Annotated in this window: 11 protein-coding genes; 7 read left to right on the forward strand and 4 right to left on the reverse strand. The window is 65.1% G+C overall.

From position 1 onward, the window contains the following. Positions 1 to 111: 111 nt before the first annotated feature. Both OR16_RS11565 and OR16_RS11570 read right to left on the reverse strand, forming a co-directional pair. A complete protein-coding gene (locus tag OR16_RS11565; protein ID WP_006158146.1) occupies positions 112 to 3030 on the reverse strand; it encodes a bifunctional diguanylate cyclase/phosphodiesterase in 2919 nt (972 codons plus the stop codon). Next, entirely contained in the window at positions 3027 to 4262 is a 1236-nt protein-coding gene (locus tag OR16_RS11570; RefSeq protein ID WP_043419405.1) for an ABC transporter substrate-binding protein, read from the reverse strand. The genes OR16_RS11565 and OR16_RS11570 overlap by 4 nt, the downstream gene beginning before the upstream one ends. A gap of 585 nt (positions 4263 to 4847) precedes the next feature. Here OR16_RS11570 and OR16_RS11575 point away from each other — a divergent pair. The 6 genes from OR16_RS11575 to OR16_RS11600 all read left to right on the forward strand — a co-directional run bounded on the left by OR16_RS11575 (position 4848) and on the right by OR16_RS11600 (position 12698). Further along, complete coding sequence (locus OR16_RS11575) at positions 4848 to 5231, forward strand: hypothetical protein (RefSeq protein WP_043419408.1); 384 nt, start codon at positions 4848 to 4850, stop codon at positions 5229 to 5231. A gap of 243 nt (positions 5232 to 5474) precedes the next feature. Next, positions 5475 to 6236, forward strand: coding sequence for an SDR family NAD(P)-dependent oxidoreductase (locus OR16_RS11580; protein WP_006158149.1), 762 nt, complete (start codon positions 5475 to 5477; stop codon positions 6234 to 6236). Beyond that, positions 6233 to 7000 (forward strand): SDR family NAD(P)-dependent oxidoreductase, encoded by a 768-nt coding sequence (locus OR16_RS11585; protein WP_006158150.1) that lies wholly within the window; start codon positions 6233 to 6235, stop codon positions 6998 to 7000. The genes OR16_RS11580 and OR16_RS11585 overlap by 4 nt, the downstream gene beginning before the upstream one ends. A 26-nt stretch (positions 7001 to 7026) precedes the next feature. Then, positions 7027 to 8160 carry a DUF5938 domain-containing protein gene (locus OR16_RS11590; protein ID WP_006158151.1) on the forward strand — a complete coding sequence of 378 codons (1134 nt, stop codon included), beginning with the start codon at positions 7027 to 7029 and terminating at the stop codon, positions 8158 to 8160. A 15-nt stretch (positions 8161 to 8175) separates the two neighbouring features. Next, the gene (locus OR16_RS11595) at positions 8176 to 10062 is read left to right on the forward strand and encodes an acyl-CoA synthetase (RefSeq protein WP_006158152.1); all 1887 of its coding nucleotides are present in this window, start codon (positions 8176 to 8178) and stop codon (positions 10060 to 10062) included. Positions 10063 to 10208: 146 nt separating this feature from the next. Then, positions 10209 to 12698 carry a LuxR C-terminal-related transcriptional regulator gene (locus OR16_RS11600; RefSeq protein WP_006158153.1) on the forward strand — a complete coding sequence of 830 codons (2490 nt, stop codon included), beginning with the start codon at positions 10209 to 10211 and terminating at the stop codon, positions 12696 to 12698. Between the two features lie 23 nt (positions 12699 to 12721). Here the strand turns inward: OR16_RS11600 and gcvA are convergent, their stop codons facing one another. Then, on the reverse strand, positions 12722 to 13657 hold the full coding sequence (gcvA, locus tag OR16_RS11605; RefSeq protein ID WP_006158154.1) for a transcriptional regulator GcvA: 936 nt from the start codon (positions 13655 to 13657) through the stop codon (positions 12722 to 12724). 110 nt (positions 13658 to 13767) lie between these two features. Here gcvA and OR16_RS11610 point away from each other — a divergent pair, with 110 nt between their 5' ends. Continuing rightward, positions 13768 to 14583: an aminotransferase class IV family protein gene (locus tag OR16_RS11610; protein WP_006158155.1), complete on the forward strand. Its 816-nt coding sequence runs from the start codon at positions 13768 to 13770 to the stop codon at positions 14581 to 14583. Between the two features lie 98 nt (positions 14584 to 14681). On the opposite strand, the gene OR16_RS11615 is transcribed toward OR16_RS11610, so the two are convergent. Continuing rightward, on the reverse strand, positions 14682 to 15140 hold the full coding sequence (locus OR16_RS11615) for a CHRD domain-containing protein (RefSeq protein WP_043419378.1): 459 nt from the start codon (positions 15138 to 15140) through the stop codon (positions 14682 to 14684). Positions 15141 to 15173: the final 33 nt, after the last annotated feature.

Genomic DNA, 15173 nt, shown 5'->3' on the forward strand with positions numbered 1-15173 from the left:
AGCACAACGATTGGTTTGGGCGGGTGGACGATGGCTGGTGGCTGGTGGCTGGTGGCTGGTGGCTGGTGGCTGGTGGCGCGATGCCATTCGCTTCTTGCTTGGGGCTTCGGATTAAATCGTTTCCTCGACATTCGGCCATACCCGCCCCTCAAACCGATCAGGCGGAACCGGCTCGGAATACAAATAGCCCTGGGCAAAATCACAACCCACGGCGACGAGAAAATCGCGTTGCTCCGTCGTCTCCACTCCCTCGGCAATGACTTTCAATCCCAGTTTGTGAGCCAGCATGACCATTGCCTCGCAAAGCGCTTGATTGTCGCCGTCAGAGCCGAGGTTCTGCACGAATGAACGGTCGATCTTGAGGTAATCGATGTCAAAGCGCTTGAGATAGGCCAGGGACGAGTAACCAGTGCCGAAGTCGTCGATCGAGACGCCGATTCCCGCATCGCGGAAGGTCAACAGCTTCTTGTTCAGTTCGGCGTCCAGCAACAGGCCCTCGGTGATTTCAACCACCATGCTCTGCCCCGGCATCCCTTCGCGCATGAGATAGTCGGACCATTGCGCACAAACCTGGCTGTCTTGCCGAATCTGCATCGGCGACATGTTGACGCTGATCTGGAAAGACGGATGGAATCGGCCGCGCCATTGGCGGGCCTGATGCACGGCCTGCTTGAACACCCAGTCCCCGATCGGCACGATGAGCCCCGTGTCTTCGGCCAGGGGAATGAAATCCAGCGGACTGATCGTGCCGCGCTCGGGGTGCAACCAGCGGATCAGGGCCTCGGCTTTGCGGATTTCCCCGCTCGCCAGGTCAACGATGGGCTGGTAGTAGACCTGGAACTGCCCGCCAGGCAGGGCGGCGCGCAGATCGCTGGTGAGACGCAGGCGCTTTTCTGCCGCTACGCGCAAGTCGGGCGTGAAGTAGTTGAAACGGTTGCGCCCGGCGTTTTTGGCCGCATACATGGCTTGGTCGGCATTCTTGAACAGGATATCCAGTTCGCTGGTGTCGTCGGGGTAAAGCGTGACGCCGACGCTGGCGGAAATGAATGCCTCATCCCCGCCGAGCTCGAACGGCTCGGCCAGCTTGTGGATGATGGCCTTTGCGATCCGTTCAATGCTCTCGATATCGTCCGTGTTGGGCAGAATGACGGTGAACTCGTCACCGCCAAGGCGAGCGACGATGTCCGATTCGCGCACGCACGAGATGATGCGCCTGGCCGCCTCGATCAGCAGGATGTCTCCTGTGTCGTGTCCCAAGGAGTCATTGACCTCCTTGAAGCGATCCAGGTCAATCAGCATCAGGGCCATGCGCTGCTGTGAGCGATGCGCCAGGCTGGCTTCGTGCTCAAGACGGCTGTGAAACATCTGGCGATTCGGAAGATGGGTCAGCGCATCGAAATTGGCCTGTTTCCAGATTGTCGCCTCGAATGCCATCCGGTCCGATAGATCGCGACCCACGGCCAGCACCGAGTTCACGTTGCCCGCCCGGTCTATCTCTGGCGTCAGGCGGATATGGCTGCAATACTCCTGTCCGTCCTTGCTGAGCCATCTCAGCTCGAATTGCCCACTTTTCCCGCTTGCAATGGTCTCGGCTATCTTCTGCTCGTAGATCAGCGCATTGGCGCCGCCAGGGACTTCCGAGGGTCGCTTGCCGAGCGATTCGCCGAGGCTGCATCCTGCCGATCTGCAGAAGGCGGGATTGGCGTAGGTGCGGCGGAGGTCTCGATCGTAGCGGGTAATCGTGTCCGGAGAGTTCTCGATCAACGTTCGCGACTCCTGCTCCCGGGTGACGAGTTCCGCTGTCCGCTCGTCGACGGTCTGCTCAAGGGAGGCGTTGATCTCGTTGATCTTCTGGATCTTCTGCTTGATCGCCCCACTCATCCTTTCAAAACGCTGGGCGAGCCGGCCTAGTTCATCCCTGCCGCCGGCATCGGTGCGCGCAGGCGCCTGCGCCTCGGCGCCCGTATCGTTGCCGGTGTCGTGCATCTTTCGCACCAGTTCTCTGAGCGGTGCCGAAATGCTGTGGGAAATGAAGTAGGCCAGGAAGATGGAAAGCAGGAAACCCGAGATGCCAACCAGCACGATCTGATTGCGCACGGACTGTGCCTCTGCCGTCAGCTTCTTTTCCGGGATTGTGCTGACCACGATCCATGTCGTGCCGGGAATGCCGGTGTAGGCGGCAAGGTAGCGCCCCTCGGGCTTGCCCTCGAAGTCGACGAAGCCGCTCGACTCCCCGTTTAGCGCGTTGCTCGCGATCCTTTTGATCAGGTCAGGCTCGGCCTTCCCGTCGGTGTTCGTGGAGATGCCGTCGGTGCGGACAACCAGCTTGTTGCTGCTGGTATCGAGCACGTAGATTTCCGTTCCGCTCCCCAAGGCGACGTCATTGAAGATGGTCGAGAATTGTTCGGGGCGAATGACCAGGACCAGAGTGCCGATCCGCCGATTGTTGCTCTTGCCGATGATGGCACGCACCATCCCGAGGTTTTGTTGCCCAACACCGTTGTCGTAGCTGCCCCAGTAAGGCCGGCCGTTCCGATCAGGGGCCCGCTTGACCAGACGCAGCACACCCCGAGTCAGTTGCGCGAACGCCTGGGTGTCCATGATTCGGTTGTTCTTGTCGAGCAGGTACTTCTGGTTGATGAAGTCAACCGATCCGTAGTGCTGCAGGAGCAACCGGGTCATATCCTGGCGCGCCTCGTTCTGCTCCTTTGCGCTGCCATTGACAGCGTTTGTCAGCGCGCCTTGAACGCGATCAGACAGGACAAGAAGGCTGCTCTCCGTCTCGACCTGCTCCATGCGCAGCGCGATGTTCTTGGAGACCTGCTTGACCATCTCCTTGGAGAATACCTCCGCCTTCTGCTTGATCGCGGCGGTCGACTCTACATACGATATGTAGCCCGAAATCAGTATCGGTATCAGCGACAGCAGGATGAACGCTGTCATCAGCCGGTAGCGAATCTCGACACGGCGCAGCAGGTCCAGCGAGAGATAAGCGAAAGCGCTTCGCAGCGAACCCAGGATTGAGATCATTTGTAGTGCATCTTTGCTTCATTCTTGACAGAAGCGTCGAGGAGTTTGGCCGCCTGTCTGGGCGTGATCTTCCTGGTCAGCACTTCCTGCATCAAGCGATGAAGCTGCTCGATCGAGTTCGAAGGTAGAACCGAATAGTATGGGCTGGCGGTTACCGGATAGCGGCTGACCATGTTGGTGTAGTCAACCATTCTCTGATCGCTCACGAGCGTGCCCGCAGCTTGCTTGAATGGAGGGATGTTCTGGCGTTTCCTTTGGAGAATGGAAAACCCCTTCCCGGCAATGAATTCGAGCAAGCGCATGGCCGCTGCCTTGTTGGGCGTCTCGCACACCGCAAACCCGGTTTCGCTGCCGATCACAGGCACCACGCGCTTGCCGGGCGCGTTCCAGGGCGGAATGAACACGCCAACCTCGAAAGGGTTGCCGTGCAGCAAATGGCCGGCCGCCCAACTGCCGTGAAAGGCCATCGCGGTCTTGCCTTCCTTGAACAGCCGGATGCCTTCATCGTAATCCGTCGCCATGTACGCGTCTTGTACGTAACCACGTTGCGGTATCAGCGCGATCCAGGCAAAGATATCCGCTACCTGGGGGGTGTTCAGATCCAGCGTGCCATCGGCGATTTTCTGCTTCCAGGCCGGCTCGCGCGCCACCACATTGTTGGCGAAGCCGAAGCTGAAGGGGCCGTTGCCGAGCATGTTCGGGAAGCCGCCGTTCCACATGATGGGTGTAAAGCCCGCAAGCTTGAGCTGCTCGCAAACCAGCAGGAACTCGTGGAAATTGGTTGGCAGATCCTTGATCCCGGCCTCGGCGAACAGTGCCTTGTTGTAGTAGATCAGCGTTGTCGCCACGCCGCCGGATATGCCAAAACGTTTGGCTTGGCGGCTGGTCCAGTCCCCCTTGAGCGGGCCGAGCATGTTGTTCCATGCCGATGTTGCACCCACGTCCGTGAGGATGCCCTGATCGGCCAATTCAGCCGCATAGGCATTCGGGTTGACACTCACCAGATCCGGCAAGTTGCCAGAGGCGATCCGGGGCTTGATGTTCTCTTCGACCGAATTGCCGATCATGAACTGCACATTCACGTGGACGTCCGGATTGAGCTTGCTGAATTCAGCAGCAATCTGAAGCATCTCCTCCGGCCAGTCCGGCGCCCATATCAACGCGGTAATCGAGGTGCTGGCCGGCACGGCTGCGCCCGACGAAGCGTTGTCTCGCTGTTGACAACCGCACAAGAACAATAAAAGGACGCTGACAAGGCCGGTTAGCAGGGAGGCAAACTCGATGCGACGCGCTTGGTGATTCACTTTGCGGATTCGGGATGAATTGGCCGTGCCTCAGCAGGCACTTTTGACGCACTGGGAAGCGAACCGCTGGAACTTGCATCGCGAAGGAACCGATGGCAATGCATGGGGGCGACTGGCCCGCGATAGCCTGCAGCGGCATCGAGAAGCATGAATGCGCAGCCGACCCGCATCGGGAAACGCTTACGACGGCTGGGATGCGTATGTTTGGCCATGACAGCAGATCAGGCGAATTGAGGGGGGCGGTGCCTACACTGCATATCGACAACAAGCGCCAATACTTGATCGGGGAAGACCCGAATTTTCCGGCCATGACGAGTCGCTGCCGGCATTGCCGGCGTCGGCATCATAGCCGAATGACCGCCGCTGACCCGCGTTCCCGCCGTCTCTTTCGGCGAGGCGGACGGCAAAGTTCTATCCTTTGTAAATGGCGTGCCGGACGCATCGCGCGGCCAGGCTGGCATCATGGCCATCAGCACGTTCTCGGTCACGGCCCAACAGTACGGCGGTGTCGGCATGCAGCGTGTTTATGCACTGATTGCGACTTGCATCCTGTTGGCTGCCTGTGTATCGACGGGCGTCGACGTGAAGCCAGAGCAATTGTCGAACTTCATGCCCGGTTTCTCTACCCTTGACGACGTTACCGCGCAGCTTGGGACGCCCACCTCCATGACGGCGCTGAGAGACGGATCAACGATACTGATTTATTCCTTCGCGACCTCCAAGCCTCACCCCGAAAGCTTCATTCCTTTCATTGGCCCGCTGTTTTCTGGCGGGGAGATCCGGTCGTCGACGGTCCTTTTCGAGTTCGATGAGGGCGGTGTCCTCAGGAGTCAGCGCAGGACGACGTCGAATGGTGCTTCAGGGTGGAGCGTATTGCCTCCCGGTGCGCCGCCCTAGGCGGTAGAGCCGAATGGGCTGCCAACCCCGGCCAGGCGCTCCGCTTGCGGCGGATTCGGCACATGGACGATCGCGCTGCTCGGTCCTGCCTTGGAGCATCCGGGCTCGCGTACAAGCGCAACTACGAGCGCCCTGCCCTGCTGCGCCGCAGCACGAAAAACCATCCTTTAGGTGGGCTTCTCATCCGCCTGCGCCTGTTGCAATGTCTCCACCGCCGATCACAGGCGGACAGGAGACAACGACATGATCGAACTACAGGGCCGCAACGCCCTCATCACCGGTGCGGCGCAGGGGCTCGGCCTTGCCATCGCCCGGTTGTTCGTCGAACGCGGTGCACGGGTAATGCTGGCCGACATCGACGAGGCCGGGGCTGCCAGCGCCGCGGACGAACTGGGCCCGCAGGCGCGCTTCGTGGCCTGCGACGTCACCAAGAGCGCTGACTGGGCCCGCGCGGTGGAGGCGACCACGGCCGCCTTCGGCGGGCTCGACACGCTGGTCAACAACGCCGGCATCGAGATCGTCAAGCCGCTGTTCGACCAGAGCGAGGAAGAGGTCGGCCGCCTCATGCGCATCAACGTGATGGGCGTGTTCCTCGGCATGAAGCACTCGCTGGGCGCGCTCGCCGCCTCGGGCAAGGGTGCGGTGGTCAACATCTCGTCGCTGGCCGGCACCAACGGTGTGCCGCTGTTCGGCTCCTACGCGGCCTCGAAATCTGCCGTGATCCAGCTCACGCGCACGGCCGCGGCCGAGCTGCGTCCCGCCGGCATCCGCGTCAACGCGGTCTGCCCCGGCTTTGTCAGCACCGCGATGGTGGACCGGCTGATCCCCACCGTGGAAGCCATCGTCGGGGTGCCCTTCAGCGCCCTGGTCGCGGTGAAGCAATTGCGCCTCGGCACGCCGCAAGAAGTGGCCGAAATGACCGCGTTCCTTGCCTCCGACGCCGCCAGCTGGACCACCGGCTCCCACTACATCATGGACGGCGGGCTGTCTGCCGGATTGCTATGAGCAAGCTACTTCTCCAGGACAAGGTGGCGATCGTCACCGGCGCCGGCCGCGGGCTCGGCGAAGCCATTGCCCGCGCGTATGCGGCCGAAGGCGCCAAGGTCGTCGTGTCGGACCTCAGCCTGGCCGCGGCGCAGCGGGTCGCGGCCACGCTGCCGGGCGCCAGCGCCGTGGCCTGCGACGTTCGCGTGCCCGAGCAGGTCGAGGCCCTGGTCGCCGCCTGCGTGCAGCAACACGGCCGGCTCGACATCATGGTGCCCAACGCCGGCATCGCCGTGGTCGCCCCGCTCGCGGCGCAAAGCTACGCGCAGTGGCGCGAGGTCATCTCGACCAACCTCGACGGCGTCTTCCTGTGCATCCGCTATGCGGCGCCCGCCCTGATCGCGGCCGGCGGCGGCAGCATCATCACGATGGCGTCGGTCACCGCGAAGGCGGCCTGCGCGCTGATCGGCAGCTATGCCGCGGCCAAGGCCGGCGTGGTGTCGCTCACGCAGACGGCGGCGATCGAATTGCGCGCAAAGAACATTCGCGTCAATGCCATCCTGCCGGGCTTCGTCGACACGGAGCTGGTCAGCTCGCACCGGCTCGAGTTCGAGCAACAGTTGAACATCCCCGACTTCAACGCGGTCATCGCGCAGCGCCAGGGCCGCTACGGCACGCCGGAGGAAGTCGCCCAGCTCGCGGTATTCCTGGCCTCGGAGCGCTCGAGCTTCTCCAACGGCAGCGGCTACGTCCTGGACGGCGGCGTGAGCTCGTCCCTTCTCTGATCGTCATCCCTTCAGGAGCCATTTTCATGAGCAACAACAAGAAACCGGTCGTCGTCTATGGCGCCAGCGGCTACACCGGCCGCCTGGTGTGCGAGTACCTGCGCGAGTACGGCATCCCCTTCATTGCGGCCGGGCGTAGCGCGGACAAGCTTCACGCCGCCATGACCTCCAATGTGCCCGGCATCGAGACCGCCGACTACGAAGTCGTCGAAGTGCAGCACAACACGGAAGCGCTGACCGAGCTGTTCCGTGGCGCCTCCGTGGTGCTCAACACCGTCGGCCCGTTCGCGAAGTTCGGGCCGGAAGTGGTCCAGGCCTGCCTGGCCGCCAAGTGCCACTACACGGACACCACCGGCGAGCAGGACTGGCTGATCACGCTCGACGAACAGTACGGCGCGAAGTTCGCGCAAGCCGGGCTGCTGCTGTCGCCCGGCCTGGCGCAGATGTACACCACCGGCGAGATCGCCGCGCAGCTGTGCCTGGAGATGCCGGGACTGGACACGCTGGACATCGCCGTGTTCTGGGGCGGCAGCCCGACCATCGCCTCGACCCAGACCATCCTGGTCAACGCGGCGACCTCCAAGGCCTTCCACCTGCAGCAGAACCGGCTCGTCGAGTGGCAGCCCGACGCGGGTCTCTACAACCTCGCGATCCCGGGCCAGCACGAGATGGCGCTGGCCCTGCCGTGGGGCGGCACTTCCCACCCGATCTGGTTCAGGAAGGACCCGCGCGTGGCCAACGTCAAGGTGCTGGGCGGGGTGTTCAACAAGCCGCTGATGCTTGGCGTGCCGAAGATCGTCGAGGCCGCCCTCAAGGCCACCGAAGCCATGGACCCCGACGAGCGCTATGCCGCGCTGGCCCAGACCGCAGCCGGCGTGATGAACAGCATGCCGCCGCGCGAGAACCCGCGCCTCAACAAGTCGGTCGACTCGGTGCATGCCTCGGGTCCGCTCGGACGCGCGCACTGCGTGATCTTCGGCAACTGCAACTACAAGCAGACCGGCATGCTGCAAGCGTATGCTGCCCATGCGCTGCTGCAGCAGCCACCGAAACGGGTCGGCTTTGCCTCGGGCTGCCAGGCCTTTGGGCACCATGAGCTACTGGGCCAGTTGCGCAGCTTTGGCCTGGTGGCCAAGCCCGAACTGATCGTTCACCACTGAGGCGGGCCAGCACCCATGACCAAGGCTCTCTTGCCGCTGCGGAACCTGGCCGATATCGAAGCGCTGGAACGGTTACCGATCGAGAGCCGGCTAGCGCAGCCGGTGTCGAGCTATGCCGCGCTGCGCCGCACCGCCGCCGCTACGCCGCGCGCGCCCGCCCTCACCTTTGTGCCCTCGGGCGACCCGGCCGACGGCGAGGTGCGCTACGACTACGCCGCGCTTGCCGAACGCGTCACCCAAGCCGCCAATGCCTTCGCGAGCCTCGGCGTGGGACGGGGCGACGTGATCTCGTACCTGCTGCCCAACCTGCTCGAGACGCACTTCACGCTGTGGGGCGCCGAGACCGCCGGCATCGTCAACCCGGTCAACCCATATCTGGAAGTCGACCACATGGCCGGCATCCTGAATGCGGCCGGCACCGTGGTTCTGGTAGCGCAGGGACGCCAGGACCAGGCCGGCATCTGGGAAAAGGTGGAGGCGTTGCGCAGCCGGGTGCCAAGCCTGCGTGCCGTGGTGCGCGTTGGCGGACTGGGCGACTGCCCGCCCTGGGCGGTGGAATTCGATGCCCTGCTGGCCGCGCAACCCGCCGATGCGCTGATCGGCGAGCCGCCGCAGGGCGATCACGTTGCCTCCTATTTCCACACCGGCGGCACCACCGGTACGCCCAAGCTGGCGCGGCGCACCCATTTCAACGAGGCCGCCAATGCCTGGGGCGTGGCCACCGCGGTGGCGATGAGCCCGGCAGATACGCTGCTCTGCGGCCTGCCGCTGTTCCACTCCAACGCGATGATGGTCACGGGCCTGGCGCCATTCAGCGTCGGCGCCCATGTGGTGCTGCTGTCGACCGCGGGCTACCGCGACCCGCGCACCTTCGCAGCCTTTTGGCGCTCGGTGCAGCGCTATCGTGCGACGCTGTTCAGCGCGGTGCCGACCGTGCTCTCGGCACTGCTCAATGTGCCGCGCGAGGGTGCCGACCTGAGTTCGCTGCGCTTTGCCATCTGCGGCGCGGCACCGCTCTCGCCCGAGCTGCTCCAGCGTTTCGAGAGCGCGACCGGCCTCAAGCTGCTCGAGGGCTACGGCATGACCGAAGCCACTTGCGTCAGCTCGCTGAACCCTCGCGACGGTGAGCGTGCGGTCGGCTCCATCGGACTGCGCATGCCCTACCAGCAGATGAAAGTCGCGCACCTGGGCGCCGACGGCGAGGTGCAGCGCGAGGCCGCGGTCGACGAGATCGGTACCATCCTGCTGCGCGGCCCTTATGTGTTCTCGGGCTACGTAAAGGACAGTGACAACCACGGCGTCTGCCTCGCCGACGGCTGGCTCAACACCGGCGACCTCGGACGCCAGGACGCGCAGGGCTACTTCTGGCTCACGGGCCGGGCCAAGGACCTGATCATCCGCGGCGGCCACAACATCGACCCGAGCATGATCGAGGAAGGCCTGATGCGGCATCCGGCGGTCGAGCTTGCCGCTGCGGTTGGCAAGCCGGACGGCTATGCGGGCGAGTTGCCGATGGCCTACGTGACGCTGCGCAAGGGGCAGGCCTGCGAGGCGGCCGAACTGCTGGCCCATGCCCGCGCCGCCATCGCCGAGCGCGCCGCGGTGCCGGTCGACGTGGTGATCCTGGAGACCATGCCGCTCACAGCCATCAACAAGATCTTCAAGCCGAAGCTGCGCGAGCTGGCGATCGCCAAGGCGCTGGCGGATACGCTGCATAAGGTCTGCGGCGCCATCGAGGTGCAGGTGGATGTGCAGCCGCACGCGAAATACGGCATCGAATCGCATGTGGTCGCGCACCGCCCTGCCGGCGCGCAGGGCGTGGCCTTGATGCAGCTGGCTGAGGCCGAACTCGGACGCCTGCCGCTGCGCTGGCGCATCGAATGGCAAGACGCGCTGGCGTGAGCCCGGCGGCTTGCGAAAGCGGGCTTGCGCCTGCCGCGCGCGGCGCTGGCCGGCGCGGAGTGTGTGGGTTGACGCCCGGCTTGACGCCAAGGCTGACGCCGGATATGGCAAACTGGGCCGCCAACGACCGACCGGGGACAACCAGCATGGCGCAGCAACAGGCACGTGGAAGGCGTTCGGCCGAGACATCGGCCGCGGTGCTGGTCGAGGCCAAGCTGGCTCCGCCGCAGCTCTCGTCGCGCCTGCTGGCGCGCCCGCAGCTCTCGAGCCTCCTGCATGCGGGCTTGGCGCAGCGCCTGCTCAGCGTGACGGCGCCGGCCGGCTATGGCAAGACCACGGCGCTGGCCCAGTTCGTCGCGCAGCTCGAGCCGCTCGGCATCACGACGGCCTGGCTCAGCCTCGACGCCGAGGATAACGATCCGCTGCGTTTCATGCGCTATCTCGCTGCGGCGCTGCACCATGCCGACGCGCGCCTGGGGCGCAACACGCTCGCGCAGGCCGATGGCGGCAACATGGCCTCGCTCGATGCGCTGGTGACATCGCTGCTGCACGATCTGCTCGGCCACGACCGGCGGCTGATGCTGGTGCTCGACGACTTCCACCTGGTGCAGCACGAAGGCCTGCACCGCAAGCTGGAATGGCTGATCGCGCATCTCCCGCCCAACATCGGCCTGGTGCTGGCCAGCCGCACGCGGCTGCCGCTTTCGGTGAGCCAGCTGCGCTTGCGCGGCGAGCTGCTAGAACTCGATGCCGCGCATTTCGGTCTCGGCCTGGATGAGGCCGCCGACTTCGTCGGCCGCGTCAGCGGCACGCCGCTCGACCGCGCGCAACAGAGCCGCAACCTGTTCCTCTCGGGCCTGGACCGCTCGCGCACCTGGTTCCGCTATCACCACTTGTTCGCCGACTACCTGCGCGGCCGGGCGCGCGAACTGCCTGGCGACGCCATGCGCGCGGTCCACCTGCGCGCCAGCGACTGGTTCCATCGCCACAAGCTGCCGCATGAGGCGGTGCGCCATGCGTTCGAGGCCCACGACCTGGAACGCGCGGCCGACCTCGTGGCCTCGTTCTCGGGCGAGCTGGTGCAACACCGCGGCGAACACGCCACCCTGCTGGGTTGGCTGACCCGCCTGCCGCAGGCGCTGGTGCATGCGCGGCCGAAGATCCGCACCGGGCATGCCTGGTCGCTGGTGCTCACGCGGCGCTACCCCGAGGCCGAACAGGAACTGCGCGCACTCGAAGCCGCCTGCTCGGACAGCGGTGCGGTAGACGACGAGGGCGCGCTGCGCAGCGTGATCGAGATGATCCGCTGCGTCTACTGGGCCCATACCGGCGAGCCGCTGCTTGCCAAGTCGCGCAGCGAAGCCTGGCTGCGCAGCTGGCCGCACGCCGACTCCTTCCTGACCGGCGTGGTCGCCAACGTGCTGGCAAGCGGCTGCTGCGAGTCCGACGCCTTCGAGCAGGGTATCCAGGCCCTTGCCGTGGCCCGGCGCGCGTTCGAGGAATGCCGCGCCGACTACGGCCTGGCCTGGGCCTCGGCGCTGGCGATGATGATCGCCATGCGCCGTGGTGACCAGCACGAGGCGATGGCACAGGCGAAGGCCGGCATCGCCATCGTCGTGCGCAGCCTCGGTGTCGCGTCGTACGCTGGGTCGATGCTCACTTTGCTGGCCGCCGAAGTCTGCTATGAACAGAACGACCTGGCGCAAGCGCAGCGTTTCATCGACCAGGGCCTGCCCTTCATCGACGAGCACGGCCTGGTCGAGATGACCACGGCTGGCTACCTCACGCGCGCGCGGCTGCTGCGCCTGCGCGGCGAGCACACGGCGGCCGATGCCTGCCTGCTTGAAGGCGAGTCGCTCGGTCATCGGCTCAAGCTGCCGCGACTCTCGCTGATCCTGGCGGCCGAGCGCTGCACGCTGCGGCTGCAGGCGGGGGCGCCGGACGATGCGCTCAAGCTCGCCCAATCGTATGGCCTCGTCGCGCGTGGCGCGGACACCGCGCCACTGCTGGCGGCCGCCGACGAGGACATCGTCTGCCTGATGCGGCTGCGCCTGCGTTTCGCGCAGGGCGCCGGGCCCGGCCCCGGTCCTTTCGGCGCGCTCAACGATGCCATCCGCCGCGCGCAGCGCGACGGCCATCAGGGCCAGCTGGCGCGCCTGCTGGCGCTCAAGGCGGTGCAGCAGCACCGCACGGGTGACCGGGCGCAGGCACTGCGTACGCTGGACGAGGCGTTGCAGCTTGCCGCGCAGCTCGGCTTGCTGCGCAGCTTGCTCGATGCCGATGCCCTGTTGCTCGTCATGGTGGAAACCATGGCCGCGGGCCGCGATGAACTGGAGGGCGCCACCGATACGCGGGTGCCGCTTGGCTACCTGCAGCAGTTGCTCCAGGCGGCCGGCCGCAGCGTGGCGGGCGTGCGAAGCGCGCCGCCCACGCCGGCCGGGACCATGGAGCTGACGGAGCGCGAGCTGAAGATCCTGCGCCTGCTCAAGGCTGGCCTTGGCAACCGCGAACTGGCGCAAAGCCTGTTCGTGTCGGAAGCCACGGTCAAATGGCACCTTCACAACATCTTTGCGAAGCTCGGCGTGCGCAACCGCACGAGCGCGCTGGCACGCGCGCAGGAGAACTCACTGCTCTGACCGGTGCTGCCCGCGCACCGGCATCAGCCTGCCTGAATGCCCTGAGCAGGGTGAGCGGTCTCATCGCGCATCCATTGGCTGAACGCAAGGATGCGTGGATCCTGGCTGCTGCGCGCCGGATAGACGAGATGATAGGCGTACGCTGGCGCGATACGCACGCCAAGCTCGAATAGCCGCACCAGGCGGCCTTGGGCCAGGTCATTGGCGATCATGGGCAGTTCCACAAGGCCAATGGCGGCGCCATCGATCACGGCCTGCACGACATGGCTCGAATCGGCAAAGGCAACGCATCGGCTGTCGTCGAAATCGTCGACGCCGGCCGCAGCCATCCACAGGCGCCAGTCGGGCCAGGCCATGCCGTCGACCGGACAGTCGACATAGCACAGCGTGTGGCCAAGCAAGTCCCGCGGCGTTTGCAGCCGGGCGCCGGCTTCGAGCAGTTTCGGGCTGCAGATCGGAACGACCAACGTGTCGAACAGCCGGTCCGAGCACGTGTCCTCATAGTGCCCGACCCCAAAGCGGATCGCGATATCCACATCGTCCGTATCGAAGTCCCGTACCTGATCGGAAATATCGAATGTGAGTTCAAGCGCCGGGTTGGCGGCCCTGAACCGCGCAAGCCTGGGAAGCAGCCAGCTGGTAGCGAACATCGCGCCTAGCGAGATCCGCAGGTGCGCCGGCCCCCGAGCCATCCTCCGGGCCCGGCTGGTGGCCCGCTGCAAGGTGTCGAGCGCTTCGGCGGCCGCCTCGAACAAGACGGCGCCGGCCGGCGTCAGCTGGATGCTGCGGCTGTTGCGCGCGAACAGCGTGATGCCCAACTGGTCCTCGATCTCCTTGATCTGGTAGCTGACGGCCGCCGGCGTCAACCCCACCTCTTGCGCCGCGCGCGTGAAGTTCAAGTGCCGGCCGGCAGCCTCGAAGGTCCTCAGTGCTCGTGTTCCCGGCAGCATGCGTTTCATCGATCTTCAAGCCATTTTTAATGATCCGGCAAGAAATACTCGTTTCTCAAAGCGTGGTCAATAGCAGATAGTTGCGGCAAACCATGCAACTACCGGAGTCACAGCGATCCATGTCAGCCAGCCAGTCTTCTTTTGTCGTTCAACGCAATGGCCTGCCGGCAACCGTCGCGGCGTTGTCCCCCCTCGCCTTCGCGGGCTATGCGCATTTCACCGCGATGCAGGTACGCGGCGGCCGGGTCCGTGGGTTGGATCTCCATCTCGAGCGGCTCAGGGTTGCCTCGACGGCGTTGTTCGGCCGCGCCTTGCCAGACGATCAGGTGCGGGCCTATCTGCGCGCGGCGCTGGCAGGCGCGCCCACAGACGCCTCGCTGGTGGCCACCGTGTACTCACCGGCGGGTGAGTTCACCGTGGCCGGCGCGGATGCCGAGCCTGAAGTGCTGGTGCGTACCGGGCCGCCCGCGTCCGGCCCACAGGGGCCGTTGGCGTTGGCAGCGGTGCCCCACGAGCGGGTTCTCCCAGCCCTGAAGCACGTTGGTGAAGTGGCCAAGACGTATTTCCTCCGCCAGTCCGTGGCTCAAGGCTTCGACGATGCCGCCTTCGTTGACGCGCAGGGGCGCCTCAGCGAGGGGACGATCTGGAACCTGGTCTTCTGGGACGCAGACGCGGTCGTGTGGCCAGAGGCCGAAATGCTGGCAGGCACGACCATGGGCATCGTGCGCCGGCAACTGGATCGCCTCGGTGTGCGTCAGCGCGTCCAGCCAGTGACGCTGGCGGACCTGGCTGGCCTGGCCGGGGCGGCGGTGATGAACTCCTGGACACCGGGGGTGGCGGTAAGCCGGATCGGTACCAACCCCATACCTGAGGCGCCGGGCTTCCTTGCACTGCTTCACCGGGCCTATCGGATGGAAGAGGCTGTCGCGCCGTGAGTGCAGGCGGCAGCCGCGCTGCTGGCGCTGCTTTTGCTGGGCGTCGGCGCCGCCGCGGCGGCGCTTCTCCTGGCGTATCGCTGAGTTGCAGTGCGGCCTCAGTTGCTCTTCGGTGGCAGCACCTGGCCGCGAATCTCACCGGACGGATGATCCTTGGTATGCACGTTGATGTACATTTCACCGGCAAGGAATTCCTGAGCGTCGGCCGGGGACAGCGTGACCTGGCCCTTGAAGGGACTAGTGACAGCGCCGCCCTTCCCGGAGAGCCAGACCTTCACGCTCGCGTTCTTGCCGGTTGTGGCAGGCCCGTGGAAATGCGCCATGGTGGCCTCGCTGGGCAGGCCGCTGAACATGACCGACCAGGTGACAATCCGTGTGCCGGGATCGTAGGTGAGATCGGCGGAACCGCTGCCCTTGGTCTCGACCGGAGGCACCTCCTGCGCGCCGCTAAGCGGCACGGTAAACGAGACTGGCGCCGCATGCACCAAGGTCATTGACCCCGCCAAGACGAGGCCGGAGAGCCATATGAGGGCCCGCCGCGATATCGAAACACGCATTTGATTGTCTCCCGTCCGGTACGGCACCGGTTG

The sequence above is a fragment of the Cupriavidus basilensis OR16 genome (assembly GCF_000243095.1).
GTDB lineage: Bacteria > Pseudomonadota > Gammaproteobacteria > Burkholderiales > Burkholderiaceae > Cupriavidus > Cupriavidus basilensis_D.

Coding starts and splice junctions, on each gene's coding strand:
- OR16_RS11595 (WP_006158152.1), top strand. CDS start 8,176: ATGACCAAGGCTCTCTTGCCGCTGCGGAACCTGGCCGATATCGAAGCG.
- OR16_RS11600 (WP_006158153.1), top strand. CDS start 10,209: ATGGCGCAGCAACAGGCACGTGGAAGGCGTTCGGCCGAGACATCGGCC.
- OR16_RS11575 (WP_043419408.1), top strand. CDS start 4,848: ATGCAGCGTGTTTATGCACTGATTGCGACTTGCATCCTGTTGGCTGCC.
- OR16_RS11610 (WP_006158155.1), top strand. CDS start 13,768: ATGTCAGCCAGCCAGTCTTCTTTTGTCGTTCAACGCAATGGCCTGCCG.
- gcvA (WP_006158154.1), bottom strand. CDS start 13,657: ATGAAACGCATGCTGCCGGGAACACGAGCACTGAGGACCTTCGAGGCT.
- OR16_RS11590 (WP_006158151.1), top strand. CDS start 7,027: ATGAGCAACAACAAGAAACCGGTCGTCGTCTATGGCGCCAGCGGCTAC.
- OR16_RS11615 (WP_043419378.1), bottom strand. CDS start 15,140: ATGCGTGTTTCGATATCGCGGCGGGCCCTCATATGGCTCTCCGGCCTC.
- OR16_RS11585 (WP_006158150.1), top strand. CDS start 6,233: ATGAGCAAGCTACTTCTCCAGGACAAGGTGGCGATCGTCACCGGCGCC.
- OR16_RS11580 (WP_006158149.1), top strand. CDS start 5,475: ATGATCGAACTACAGGGCCGCAACGCCCTCATCACCGGTGCGGCGCAG.
- OR16_RS11565 (WP_006158146.1), bottom strand. CDS start 3,030: ATGATCTCAATCCTGGGTTCGCTGCGAAGCGCTTTCGCTTATCTCTCG.